The organism is Corynebacterium sp. HMSC074A01, from assembly GCF_001831515.1.
Taxonomy (GTDB): Bacteria; Actinomycetota; Actinomycetes; order Mycobacteriales; family Mycobacteriaceae; genus Corynebacterium.
In genome coordinates this window covers 180,476-192,713 of sequence record NZ_KV825619.1, presented here as the reverse complement: position 1 = coordinate 192,713, position 12,238 = coordinate 180,476, and the positions used below count along the sequence as shown (strand labels likewise).

10 protein-coding genes are annotated in these 12,238 nt (G+C 64.5%); 5 read left to right on the top strand and 5 right to left on the bottom strand.

Annotation, left to right across the window (positions count from 1 at the left end; all coding sequences use genetic code 11):
* Positions 1-10: 10 nt before the first annotated feature.
* The 3 genes from HMPREF2550_RS07505 to HMPREF2550_RS07495 are packed head-to-tail and all read left to right on the top strand — an operon-like array spanning position 11 to position 3,261.
* Positions 11-1,129: a CE1758 family FMN-dependent luciferase-like monooxygenase gene (locus tag HMPREF2550_RS07505; RefSeq protein WP_070763886.1), complete on the top strand. Its 1,119-nt coding sequence runs from the start codon at positions 11-13 to the stop codon at positions 1,127-1,129.
* Between the two features lie 20 nt (positions 1,130-1,149).
* The gene (locus HMPREF2550_RS07500; RefSeq protein WP_070790540.1) at positions 1,150-1,821 is read left to right on the top strand and encodes an FMN reductase; all 672 of its coding nucleotides are present in this window, start codon (positions 1,150-1,152) and stop codon (positions 1,819-1,821) included.
* Positions 1,822-1,863: 42 nt separating this feature from the next.
* Complete coding sequence (locus tag HMPREF2550_RS07495; protein WP_070763882.1) at positions 1,864-3,261, top strand: L-serine ammonia-lyase; 1,398 nt, start codon at positions 1,864-1,866, stop codon at positions 3,259-3,261.
* Positions 3,262-3,265: 4 nt separating this feature from the next.
* Here HMPREF2550_RS07495 and hisS read toward each other — a convergent pair whose 3' ends face one another.
* The 3 genes from hisS to tpx form a co-directional block, all read right to left on the bottom strand.
* On the bottom strand, positions 3,266-4,549 hold the full coding sequence (gene hisS, locus HMPREF2550_RS07490) for a histidine--tRNA ligase (RefSeq protein WP_070763880.1): 1,284 nt from the start codon (positions 4,547-4,549) through the stop codon (positions 3,266-3,268).
* Between the two features lie 11 nt (positions 4,550-4,560).
* On the bottom strand, positions 4,561-5,217 hold the full coding sequence (locus HMPREF2550_RS07485; protein ID WP_070790539.1) for an MBL fold metallo-hydrolase: 657 nt from the start codon (positions 5,215-5,217) through the stop codon (positions 4,561-4,563).
* Positions 5,218-5,296: 79 nt separating this feature from the next.
* Positions 5,297-5,794, bottom strand: coding sequence for a thiol peroxidase (gene tpx / locus HMPREF2550_RS07480; protein ID WP_070790538.1), 498 nt, complete (start codon positions 5,792-5,794; stop codon positions 5,297-5,299).
* 132 nt (positions 5,795-5,926) lie between these two features.
* Here tpx and HMPREF2550_RS07475 point away from each other — a divergent pair, with 132 nt between their 5' ends.
* Positions 5,927-6,925 carry a peptidylprolyl isomerase gene (locus HMPREF2550_RS07475; RefSeq protein ID WP_070790537.1) on the top strand — a complete coding sequence of 333 codons (999 nt, stop codon included), beginning with the start codon at positions 5,927-5,929 and terminating at the stop codon, positions 6,923-6,925.
* Between the two features lie 236 nt (positions 6,926-7,161).
* A complete protein-coding gene (locus tag HMPREF2550_RS07470; RefSeq protein ID WP_070763872.1) occupies positions 7,162-7,506 on the top strand; it encodes a hypothetical protein in 345 nt (114 codons plus the stop codon).
* Between the two features lie 161 nt (positions 7,507-7,667).
* On the opposite strand, the gene HMPREF2550_RS07465 is transcribed toward HMPREF2550_RS07470, so the two are convergent.
* Together HMPREF2550_RS07465 and HMPREF2550_RS07460 are read right to left on the bottom strand one after the other, a co-directional pair.
* The gene (locus tag HMPREF2550_RS07465) at positions 7,668-9,749 is read right to left on the bottom strand and encodes a bifunctional metallophosphatase/5'-nucleotidase (RefSeq protein WP_070790536.1); all 2,082 of its coding nucleotides are present in this window, start codon (positions 9,747-9,749) and stop codon (positions 7,668-7,670) included.
* Between the two features lie 167 nt (positions 9,750-9,916).
* A complete protein-coding gene (locus HMPREF2550_RS07460) occupies positions 9,917-12,196 on the bottom strand; it encodes a RelA/SpoT family protein (protein ID WP_070763868.1) in 2,280 nt (759 codons plus the stop codon).
* Positions 12,197-12,238: the final 42 nt, after the last annotated feature.

Sequence of the window (12,238 nt, the reverse complement as noted above, 5' to 3'; positions counted from 1 at the left end):
AGAAGTAGACATGCAGTTTGGCATCTTCACTATTGGCGATGTCACCACCGACCCCACGACCGGTGAAACACCGACGGAAAAGCAGCGCATTGATGCGATGACGCAGCTCGCGCTGAAGGCGGAAGAGGTTGGCCTGGACGTCTTCGCCACCGGCCAGCACCACAATCCGCCGTTTGTGCCTTCCGCGCCGACGACACACTTGGCCTACATTGGCGCGCAGACCACAAACATCGTGCTGTCCACCGCGACCACGCTGATTACCACGACTGACCCGGTGCGCATTGCGGAGGACTACTCCTTCTTGCAAAACCTGGTGGACGGGCGCATGGATTTGATGCTGGGGCGCGGCAATACCGGCCCGGTCTACCCGTGGTTTGGCAAGAACATCCGCGACGGCATCGACCTGGCGGTAGAAAACTACCACCTGCTGCGCCGCCTGTGGCGCGAGCGCAACGTCACCTGGCAGGGCCGTTTCCGCACACCCTTGCAGGGGTTTACCACCACGCCGTTCCCACTTGAGGGCGTGGCCCCGTTTGTCTGGCACGGCTCGATCCGGTCCCCGCAGATCGCGGAGCAGGCGGCGTATTACGGCGACGGCTTCTTCCACAACAACATCTTCTGGAACAAGGAGCACACCGCAAAGATGGTGGGCCTGTACCGCAACCGCTTCGCGGCCTACGGACACGGCGACGCCGACCAGGCCATCGTGGGGCTAGGCGGCCAGACCTACATCGCAGATACCGAAGCTCAGGCCGTGCGCGAGTTCCGCCCCTACTTCGACAACGCTCCCGTCTACGGACACGGGCCGAGTTTGGAGGAGTACACGGCGCACACGCCGCTCACGGTGGGGACTGCCGAAATGGTCATCGAGCGCACGATGCAGTTCGCCGACTGGGTCGGTGATTACCAGCGCCAGCTCTTCCTCATCGACCACGCAGGCCTCCCCCTCGAGGTAGCGCTGCGCCAGGTCGAGCTGCTCGGCCGCGAGGTCGTGCCTGAGCTGCGCCGTCGCATGGAGCAGCGCCGCCCTGCGCACGTCCCAAGCGATCCGCCGTCGTTCGCCTCCCTTGCCCAGGCGAAGCGGGAAGGGAAGGATTTGCCGCACTTCCGCGTTGCGCCTGCTGAGTAGTCAATAGTAAAAGGAGCACTATGAAGCAGTTGATGGTCGTGAGCGCTGGGCTTTCCACTCCCTCGACCACGCGGCATGTGGCCGATCAGATCGCAGCCGCGGTGCGCGCCCAGGTCACCGCGCGCGGCGAGGACCTCGAGGTCCGCACGGTGGAGGTCCGCGAGTACGCCCAGGATCTCACCCAGCTCATGCTCACCGGGATGGATTCGCCCGCGCTCGAAGCGCTCAAGCGCGACATCTCCAGCGCAGATGGCCTCGTGGCCGTGACCCCGGTGTTTCAGGGCAGCTACAGCGGGCTGTTCAAGATGCTTTTCGACGCCCTGCATACCGATTCTCTCAACGCCATGCCCACCATCATCGCGGCTACGGCCGGTTCGCAGCGCCACAGCCTTGTCACCGAGTACGCGCTACGCCCGCTGTTTACCTACCTCCGCGCAAACGTCGTGCCGACCTCACTGTTCGCCGCGACTGAGGACTTTGGCAGCGACGAGGGCGCGGCCTTTACACGGCGCGTGGACCGCGCCGCACGCGAACTGGCCGAGCTACTGGTGGCAACCACAGGCGCTGTCTCGGGACTTGCGGGCTCGCTCGATGAGTCAGCGCAGCCCCGGCCGCGCCGCTCCGGCACGGACCTCGACGAGTTTGTGCCGCTTGGCCAGCTACTGGGCCAGCAGACGGGAGCGCAGGGCTAGGCCCGCTGCATCACCGGCGCGTAGGTCTGTATTATCGCGCGCATGCCCCACAGCACAGTCAGTGTCGTAGACCTTTTCAGTATTGGCATTGGCCCGTCGTCCTCGCACACGGTCGGCCCGATGCGCGCTTCCCTTGCGTTTATTGAGGCACTCGGCCAATTGCCCGCCTCGGTACGCATCGAACTTCGCGGATCGCTTGCCGCCACCGGCGTGGGCCACGGGACGGACCGCGCAGCCCTTTTGGGCCTAGTCGGCTACACGCCAACGACCACTTCAGCGGATATTTCGCCGAAGCCCGGCGAGCCGATCCCCACCACGGGCACGATTAGCGGCCCGGCGGGCTCGGTGGACTACGAGGTGCAGTTCAACCCCACCCCGGTGTCCAAGCACCCCAATTGCCTGATTTTCGACGCCTGGGACGCCGACGGCAACCGCATCGCCTCCCGCTCGGAGTACTACTCGGTGGGCGGCGGTTTCATCCTGGACCGCGCCGGCATGGAGGCGCACGAGAACGAGGCGGGCGTGGCCACGGTGCGCGAAAGTGAACCATTGCCCTACGAGTTCGACGACGCGAAGACGCTCGTGGCGCTGTGCGAGGAAACCGGGCTTTCCATCGCCCAGCTGATGCGCGCCAACGAGGAGCACCTGCACGGCCGCGAGCGTCTCGACGCCCACCTCGACGCGGTGTGGGACGTCATGCAGGAGTGCGTCGCCCACGGGCTGAAGACCGAAGGCGTGCTCCCCGGCGGCCTCGGCGTGAAGCGCCGCGCGAACCGCCTGCACCGGCTGCTTACCGCGGAGTACGAGGAGTCCACGGCCCGCGGGCTCGACGCCATGGAGTGGGTGAATCTTTACGCGCTCGCGGTGAACGAGGAAAACGCCGCCCACGGCCAGGTGGTCACCGCCCCAACCAACGGCGCGGCCGGGATCATCCCCGCGGTCATGCACTACTGCCGCGACTTCACCGAAGGTGCTTTTGGCGTGGAACAGGCGCGCGACTTCCTGCTCACCGCCGGTGCCATCGGCATCATCATCAAGACTAACGCATCGATCTCCGGCGCCGAGGTGGGTTGCCAGGGCGAGGTGGGCTCAGCTTCCTCCATGGCTGCGGCAGGCATGTGCGCCGTCCTCGGTGGCACACCCGCGCAGGTGGAAAACGCGGCGGAGATCGCCCTCGAGCACAACCTCGGGTTGACCTGCGATCCCGTCGGCGGGCTCGTCCAGGTGCCGTGCATCGAGCGCAACGCCATCGGCGGTGTGAAGGCGATCAACGCGGCCCGCCTGGCCAAGCTTGGCGACGGTACGAACATCGTCACCCTCGACGACGTCGTTGAAACCATGGCGGCAACGGGCCGCGACATGATGACCAAGTATAAGGAGACCTCGATGGGTGGACTGGCAGTCCAGCTCGGACTGCCAGTCAACATCACCGAGTGCTAGTCAGCTAGCGCAGCTGCTCCAGCACCGCCGCGGCCGACAGCTCCACCGTCTCCTGGGTGTGCGCGGCGAGGTCCTTCACAGCGACTTCGCCGCTTTCAAGCTCGCGGTCGCCCAGCACGAGGGCGTACTTCGCACCGGCACGGTCGGCACCCTTCATCGCGCCCTTAAGTCCGCGGCCGCCGTAGGCCATGTCGGCGCTGAGCCCGGCGGCGCGGAGCTCGTCGATAAGCAGCGCCATGCGCGCCTGCGCCGCCTCGCCGATCGCGACGCCAAAGACGTCGACGCGGCGCTCAACGCCCTCGAGAGTCACCCCTTCCGCCTCGAGGGCGAGCAGGGCGCGGTCGACGCCGAGGCCGAAACCGATGCCGGAGAGGTCCTGGCCGCCGATCTGCGCCATCAGCCCGTCGTAGCGGCCGCCGCCACCGATGCCGGACTGCGCGCCGAGGCCGTCGTGGACGAACTCGAAGCAGGTCTTGGTGTAGTAGTCCAGGCCACGCACCATGCGCGGGTTGAGCACGTACTCCACGCCCATCGCGTCGAGGGTGGCACGCACCGTGTCGAAGTGGGCGCGGCACTCGTCGCAGAGGTGGTCAACCATCAGGGGCGCGTCCGCGGTCATCTCGCGGACCTCGGCGCGCTTGTCATCGAGGACGCGCAGCGGGTTGATCTCAGCGCGGGCACGAGTCTCCTCGTCCAGCGGCAGGGCGAAGAGGAACTCCTGCAGCTTCTCGCGGTAGGCAAGGCGGCACTGCGCATCGCCCAGGCTGTTGAGCTCCAGGCGGTAGCCACGCAGCCCGATGGATCGAAAGCAGCGGTCCGCGAGCGCGATGACCTCTGCGTCCAGCAGCGGGTCGTCAACACCGATGGCCTCCACGCCCACCTGCTGCAGCTGGCGGTAGCGGCCCGCCTGCGGGCGCTCGTAACGGAAGAAGGGACCGTAGTAGTTCAGCTTAACCGGCAGGTAGCCGCGGTCCAGGTTGTGCTGGATCACCGCGCGCATCACGCCCGCGGTGCCTTCGGGGCGCAGGGTGACCGAGCGATCACCGCGGTCGGTGAAGGTGTACATCTCCTTGCTCACCACGTCGGTGGATTCGCCGACGCCGCGGGCGAACAGGGTGGTGTCCTCGAACACCGGCAGCTCGATGTGTTGGTAGCCCGCGAGGTGGGCCTGGCGGGCAAACTCATCGCGGACGCGCAGGAAGGTCGCGGACTGCGGCGGGACGTAATCCGGCAGGCCCTTCGGGGCCGACAGCGGCTGGAACTTTGCGGACTTCTTCGATTCACTCACGACTGCTCAGTCTAGCGGTCTGGGTTGGCCTGCAGGAGAAATGGGTTGCTCGCCCGCTCCTGCCCCATCGTGGTCGTCGGACCGTGCCCGGGCAGGACCGCCAACTCATCGTCCAAGTCCCAGACCGGGCCACGCAATGTTTCCCGCATCGCGTCCGGGTCCGAGTTGGCAAAGTCGGTGCGGCCAATCGAGCCACGGAAGAGCACGTCGCCGGAAAAGACCGGGCCGGCCTGCCCTTCGTACTCGGTGAGCAGCAGCACGCTGCCCGGCGAGTGGCCCGGGGCGTGGCGGACGGTAAAGGTGGTGTCGGCGAAGGAGAGCGTGTTGCCGTCGTCAAGCGGGCGGACCTCTTTGGGCAGCTCCATCGACGCGGCGTCGAAAAGCGTGCGGGAGTTCTCCGGCAGGCCCTTGCCTCCCTCGAGCATGAACTCGTCGTCTGGGTGGATGTAGACGGGCACGTCGAACTGGGCCGCATCGCGGGTGTGGTCGAGGTGGCCGTGGGTGAGCAGCACCGCAGCAGGTATCGCGCCTGCCTGCTCGACGATGCGCATCGCGTGCTCGTACGCGCCCATGCCCGGGTCGATGATGACCGCCTCGCGCGAGCGCTCACCGCACACGACGAAGCAGTTGGTCTGGTAAGGGCCTGCAGCAAAACCGGAAAGCTTCATAGCCACATCGTAGGCGGGCAAAGGAAAAGGGGCACCCACGACGCGACGGCCATGGGTGCCCCGCGAAAGGGGGCGGCGCTTACTTCAGCGCGTCTTCTGCAGCCTGGTAGTCAGGCTCGTTGGTGATCTCGGAGACGAGCTCGGTGTGGATGACCTTGTGGTCCGCATCCGTGACGACCACGGCGCGGGCAGTCAGGCCCTGCAGCGGAGAGCCTTCCAGCTCAACGCCGAAGTCCTTGGCAAAGGAGGAGCGGAACGCGGAGAGCGCCTCAACGCTTTCGATGCCCTCTGCCGCGCAGAAACGCTGCTGCGCGAACGGTAGGTCCTTGGAGATGCAGAGCACCTCAGTGTTGTCGAGGGATGCAGCGAGCTCGTTGAACTTGCGCACGGAGGTCGCGCACACGCCCGTGTCCAGGGACGGGAAGATATTCAGCACGAGACGCTTGCCTGCATAGTCTGCGAGCGACTTCTCGCTCAAATCGCCTGCGACAAGCGTGCTGTTGGGCAGCGCGTCGCCGACGGCGGGCAGCTCGCCGGAAGTAGTAGTGTCATTGCCTTGAAAAGTCACGGTAGCCATGGCCGCGATTCTATGGACGCGCGCTGTACTGCGCAAGGGTCGGTACTTCCACACTGCTAGTGTTAACAACCGGAATTTCATGGTGCGCTCCGGGCGCGCTGAATACTCACAACAAGGACGAGGAAGCACATCATGGCTGAGAACTCGGGTGCTGCAGACAGCAGCGCATCCAACACACCCACCACTGACAACGCGAAGCGCGGCGAGGACGCGCTGCGCCACCTCAAGCGCGAGCTGGATTCGCGCGACCGAAAGGAAAAGTCCAAGCCGCTGACGGTCGCTGCGCTGTCCGCGGTGGTGATCATGGTTGTTGGCGGTGCGATCTACTTCGCCGCGACGCAGAATGACGACGAAGAGGTCACCGCTGCCGAGGAGGAGACCTCGGAAACCACTGAGGCCGAGGAGACCTTCGACGCGTCGCAGTACGAGGCAGTGGGCACCGCGCGCGCCACTGCCCTGCCGGCGACCGTGTCCTGCTCATACAACGACAGCCCACAAGCAGACCAGGGCGAGGCTGCCTCCAAGCCGCAGGAGGAGGACGTCTCCACCGAGGGCAAGGTGAACATCGAGCTGGATACCAGCGCAGGCCCAATCGGGATGGAACTCGACCGCAGCGTTGCCCCCTGCACCGTCAACGCCATCGAGCACCTGACCGAGGAGAAGTATTTCGACGACTCCGTGTGCCACCGCCTCACCACCGGCGACGGGCTGAAGGTCCTCCAGTGCGGTGACCCCACCGGCTCCGGCTCCGGCGGCCCGGGCTTCCAGTTTGCCAACGAGTTCCCCACCGACGAGGCGCTCGAGCAGGTTGACGACGCTGACCTGCAGCTGCCGGAGGGCATCTCCGAGGAAGAGAAGGAACAGTACCGCGCGATGGCGCTACAGAACGGTCCCAAGCGTTACGACCGCGGCACCATTGCGATGGCGAACGCGGGCGTGGGCACCAATGGTTCCCAGTTCTTCCTGAACTACGGCGACTCTGTTCTGCCCCCGCTCTACACCTACTTTGGCCAGATCGATGACGCAGGTCTCGAGACCCTGGACAAGATCGCCGAGCAGGGCGTTGAAGGCGGTGCCACCGACGGCGCACCAGCGGAGGAAGTCAAGATCAAAACCGCTACCGTGAAGTAGCCCTGTCGATACATTCAAGTATCGCATACCGGGCGATACGGCAACTTTGCACACTCGCCCAGATACCTTTCGGGAAGCTCCCACTTCCCGCAAAGGCCCACCTGACCAGTTCATTCAAAGTTCATCTCCAATATCGGGAATCCTCCGAAAACGCCGACAAAACTGTTGCGTATCTCTTGGCGTCTGGCTAAGGTAGTCAACGTCAAATCGAACCTCTCCGAAAGATAGGGAATCAGATGCAGTTCCGTAAGGGTCTCGTCGCCGCTGCAACCGCAGCCGCTGTCATGTCCACCGGTGCCGTCGCCGTCCAGGCGCAGGAAACCACCACCACCGCGCCGACCACCACCACGTCGAAGCCGGCTGACAACGGCACCACCAAGCCGACCACCACCGCGACCAAGAAGCCGGAGTCCCAGGCGAAGCCGACCGTCACCAACGACAAGAACAACAACAAGAAGGACGGCTCCTCCGTCAAGGACATGTCCCCGGCTGAGATTCGCGATTGGATCGCCGTCTTCACCGCCATCATCGGCGCGATCGGCACCCTGTTCGCTTTCCTGGACAAGTACATGCGTCCGTAAGCTCTAAGCAGCGAACACTCGCTTGAAAGCCCGGCCCCGGCCGGGCTTTTTGCATGCCTGCGCGAGGCTAGGCATGTGGCTAAACAACTGGCAAACAAAGAAGACCGGCCCCAAGCCACAAGGCTTCGGGCCGGTCTTGCGCTACCGCGCTTTTAGTCGCGTTAGCGCAGCTTCGCGATCGGGCCAAGCACCTGGTCGATCGGGCCTGCGAAGACAATGCTCAGCAGGCCAATCAGCGCGAGCACACCGGCGATCGCACCGAAGATCGTGCCCGTGTCAGCGGAGCTGCCCTTCTCCGGGGTCTCGCCCGGCTTCTCGCCCGGCTCCTGCGCATCTGCCTCCGCGACCGTCACCGGCAGGGAAACCTCGGTGCCAGCGTCAGTGGTGATCGTCAGGGTCTGCTCACCGCTCAGCTCAGCCGGAATGTCCAGGATAACCTCGGCGCGGCCCTGCTCGCCCAGGCCGGTGTCCGCCTCGGTCGTTGCCGCGTCGATGTCTGCGGTGGCGGTCGTCTCACCGAGCTTCACGGTTGCTTCCTTGGCCATCGGCTCGCCCTCCGAGGAGGAGTTCAGGGAGCTGAGCTTGATGGTGGCCTTCGTGCCGGCCTTCAGACCCTCGGCAGGCAGCACGACGCCGACGTCCTTCTGGCCCTTGCGCACACCGACCTCGTCGGTCTTGAGGTAGTCCACGAAAGCAGCGAGGTCGTTGTAACCGACGTTGAGCTCGTTCCGGACCTCGGCCGGGTCGATGAAGCCGTCGCCGCCACCGAGGAGGAAGGAGGAGGCCGCAACGCGGTAGTCCTTCTCGTCTTCCAGCGGTGCGCCGTCGATGGTGATCGAGGTGATGCGCTCACCGCGGGCGGCCTCCGGGTTGTAGGTGTAGGACACGTTGTCGGACAGGCCCATGTCCAGGCGCGGGCGGCCCGACTTTGCTGCGTCCTCCTCAGACTGCCACTGGTTCTCCAGTGCCTGCTTGATCGCCTTGCCGGACAGGGTGGCCACGGAAATGTCGTTGCCGAACGGCTGTACCTCGAAGGCCTGCTGGTAGGTCACCTCGCCCGCGGGCAGGTCAGCGCGTACGCCGCCGGCGTTCATGATGCCCAGGTCGATCTTCTCTTCCAGTGACGCGTTCAACGCCACGAGCGCGGACTGGGCGAGCATGTTGTTCGCGGTGGACTCGGTACCGCGGTTGGACCCAGTCTTCGCGCCCGGGTTGGAGCCTCGCAGGTAAGTATCTTCGACCGTCGCAACGACCTGCTGGCCCAGTTCGCCGGCCTTCTCCCGAGCCTTCTCCACGAGCTTCTCCACCTCGGCATCCGGCGCGATATCGAGCTCGATCAAGGTCTCGGCGTTGTACTGGTCCACCTTGAGATCCTCGATCTCTCCGGTGGTCTTGTTGTAGGTAAAGCCCAGGTCAGAGACGACCTTGCCGTACTCCCAGGACTGCGCATTCGGCACCTCCGCCTCGGTGTCGACCACGTTTACGTGGCTGTCGCCGCCGAACATGAAGTCCACGTACTCCGGATCGAGCTTGGGAGCGCCCGTATCGACCGGGTCGTGGATCAGGGCGATGACCACGTCAGCCTTGCCCTCATCCTTGAGCTTCTTGGCCTCCTTGTTCACTTCCTCAGAAGAGTCGGTGATGTTCAGGCCCTTGACGTGGTCCGGGCTGGACTTGCTCTTGGTCAGGTTCGAGGTGGTGCCCACCAGTGCGACCTTCACGCCCTCGACCTCGACGATGCGGTACGGGTCAATCTCGCGGGAGCCGTCTTCCTTGTAAATGTTCGCGCCGAGCTGGACGCCCTTGGTGCCCGGGACAATACGGTCGACCAGGTCGTCGTAACCCTTATCAAACTCGTGGTTACCCACCGCAGAAGCGTCCGTACCGATGGCGTTAAGGAACTCCATCGTGTACTCATCGTCCGAGATCGCGGAAACGAACGCGGAGCCACCCTGGTTGTCGCCGGAGGTAGTCACCAGCTGGTTCTCGTTCTCGGCACGCAGGTAGTTGATGATGCCGGCAATGTTCGCCGCACCCATCTCATCGCCCGCCTTCGGGATGAGCTTGCCGGTCTCGCGGTCCTTGCTCAGGCCAGCCTCAAGGCGGCCGTGGAAGTCCGTGAAGTTGGCAACGTTGATCTGCACCTTCTCATCTTCTGCGGCGAGTGCAGGCACAGCGGTGACAACGAGTGCGGTAGACGTGGTGGCAGCCACCAGGGCACCGAGGCGACGGTAAGAAAACACGAAAAGCTCCTCTGCTTCAAACGGTGTGGGGGTCTTTACGTGTTTTCTAGCCCGAAATCAGTCACCTCGCAGCGCAACCTCGGCGATGCTTACGAACTTTCCTCGGCATTCAAGCTCACCGTCGCCAAAAATTCATGTGCAGTTCACCTCAAGGCCCGGTGCTTGCTTTACGACGTCACGCGGTAGATGTCGAACACACCCTCCACATTGCGCAGCTGGTTCATCAGCGCACCGAGCTGCTTCGTATCGGAAACCTCGATGGTGAAGCGCACGTTGGCAATCCGGTCATCGGAGGCCTGCGAGGACAGTGCCAAGATGGGAAGATTCTGCTCCGTGAGCACGCCGGTCAGCTCCGCGAGCAGGCCGTGGCGATCGAGCGCCTCGGCTTGCAGGGTCGCCAGGGAGGCACCGCCGGCGTTGGTGCTGTCGGCCCACGCAACGTCGATAAGCCGCTCGGGCTCCTCGCCCAGCTTGGCCGCATTGGTGCAGTCAGTGCGGTGCACTGAGACTCCCCCGCCGCGGGTGACAAAGCCGAAGATCTCGTCCCCGGGCACCGGCTGGCAGCACTTTGCCAGCTTGGCCATCACGTCGGGGCTGCCCTGGACCAGCACGCCGCTCGTGGACGAACGGGACTCGCGGCGTACCAACTCGGACATTGGCGCGCGGTCCGTGAGCGCATCGACGGCGTCCTCCTCGTTCCCGAAAAGATCCACCAGCATCTTGCTCACGTGCTGCGCGGACACATGCCCCGCGCCAATCGCCGTGTACAGCGCATCAACGTCCGGGTAGTGCAGGCGCTGCGCGACTTGGCGCATCGACTGCGAGGTAAACAGGCGGTGCATCGGCAAACCACCGCGCTGCACCTCCGCCGCAAGCGCGTCGCGGCCGGCCTCTAAGTGCTCCTCGCGGCGCTCCTTGGCAAACCACTGCCGGATCTTCGCCTTCGCCCGCGGGGAGACCACAAAGTCCTGCCAATCGCGCGAGGGCCCGGCGTTTTGGTCCTTCGAGGTGAAGATCTCCACCCGGTCGCCGGATTTGAGCTCCGACTCCAGCGCCACCAGCTTGCCGTTGACCTTGGCACCGATGCAGCGGTGGCCTACCTCAGTGTGCACGGAGTAGGCAAAATCCACCGGAGTCGAGCCCGCCGGCAGGTTGATTACGTCGCCTTTGGGGGTAAAGGCGAAGATCTGCTGGCTGGTCAGGTCGTAGCGCAGCGAGTCCAAGAACTCGTCCGGGTCGGCGGCCTCCTTCTGCCAGTCGAGCAGCTGGCGCATCCACGCCATCTCGTCGACCTCGTTCTGGTTGCCCTTGTGCGAGCCCTTCGTCTCCTTGTAGCGCCAGTGCGCCGCGACGCCGAACTCGGCGTTGTAGTGCATATCGTGGGTGCGCACCTGCACCTCGAGCGGGCGGCCCGTGTCCGTCATCACCGTAGTGTGCAGCGACTGGTACACGCCGAAGCGCGGGTTGGAGATGTAGTCCTTGAAGCGCCCCGGCATCGCCGAGTACAGCGAGTGGACCACGCCGACAGCCGCGTAGCAGTCGTGGACGTTATCCACCAGCACGCGGATGCCCACCAGGTCGAAGATCTCGTTGAACTCGTGGCCGCGCACCACCATCTTCTGGTAAATCGACCAGTAGTGCTTCGGCCGCCCCATCACCTCGGCCTCAATGCCGTTGGATTTCAGCTCCGCCTGGATTTCCTCGGTCAGCTCTTTCAGCGCCCGGTCGCGCGAGGGCGCGCGGTCGGCGACAAGGCGCACGATCTCCTCGTACTTCTTCGGGTAAAGAATCGCGAAAGCGAGGTCTTCGAGTTCCCACTTCACCGACGCCATGCCCAACCGGTGCGCCAGCGGGGCAATGACCTCGAGCGTCTCGCGCGCCTTCTTCGCCTGCTTCTCCGGCGGTAAAAAGCGCATCGTGCGCATGTTGTGCAGGCGGTCCCCGACCTTGATCACCAGGACGCGGGGATCCTTCGCCATCGCCACGATCATCTTGCGGATGGTCTCGGCCTCCGCGGCCTGGCCCATCTCCACCTTGTCCAGTTTGGTGACCCCGTCAACAAGCCGGGCGACTTCAGGCCCGAAGTCGTTGGTGAGTTCCTCAAGCGAGTAGTCGGTGTCCTCGACGGTGTCGTGCAACAGGGCAGCCACCACGGTCGTGGTGTCCATGCCGATCTCGGCGCAGATCGTGGCCACGGCCAGCGGATGCGTAATGTACGGGTCCCCAGACTTGCGCATTACGCCCTCGTGCAGGCGCTCCGCCGTCTCGTAGGCACGGTTGAGCAGTTCGACCTTCGCCTTCGGGTGGTACTGCCGGTGGATAGACAGCAGCGGGTCCAGCACCGGGTTAATCTTCGGTTTACCGCCGCCCGTGAGTGAACGTGCAAGGCGTGCCGACACGCTGCGCACGGTCTGCCCCGATCGCTTGGGTGTTTTCTCGTGCGTCAACGCAATCCTCCATCAAAGAGCGGATGGGAACATATTGCAACG

Bases quoted from the DNA above. Each gene is read 5' to 3' on its own strand.
- HMPREF2550_RS07495 (WP_070763882.1), top strand. From the start codon at position 1,864: ATGCCCCACAGCACAGTCAGTGTCGTAGACCTTTTCAGTATTGGCATT.
- HMPREF2550_RS07470 (WP_070763872.1), top strand. From the start codon at position 7,162: ATGCAGTTCCGTAAGGGTCTCGTCGCCGCTGCAACCGCAGCCGCTGTC.
- HMPREF2550_RS07485 (WP_070790539.1), bottom strand. From the start codon at position 5,217: ATGAAGCTTTCCGGTTTTGCTGCAGGCCCTTACCAGACCAACTGCTTC.
- HMPREF2550_RS07475 (WP_070790537.1), top strand. From the start codon at position 5,927: ATGGCTGAGAACTCGGGTGCTGCAGACAGCAGCGCATCCAACACACCC.
- HMPREF2550_RS07505 (WP_070763886.1), top strand. From the start codon at position 11: ATGCAGTTTGGCATCTTCACTATTGGCGATGTCACCACCGACCCCACG.
- HMPREF2550_RS07500 (WP_070790540.1), top strand. From the start codon at position 1,150: ATGAAGCAGTTGATGGTCGTGAGCGCTGGGCTTTCCACTCCCTCGACC.
- tpx (WP_070790538.1), bottom strand. From the start codon at position 5,794: ATGGCTACCGTGACTTTTCAAGGCAATGACACTACTACTTCCGGCGAG.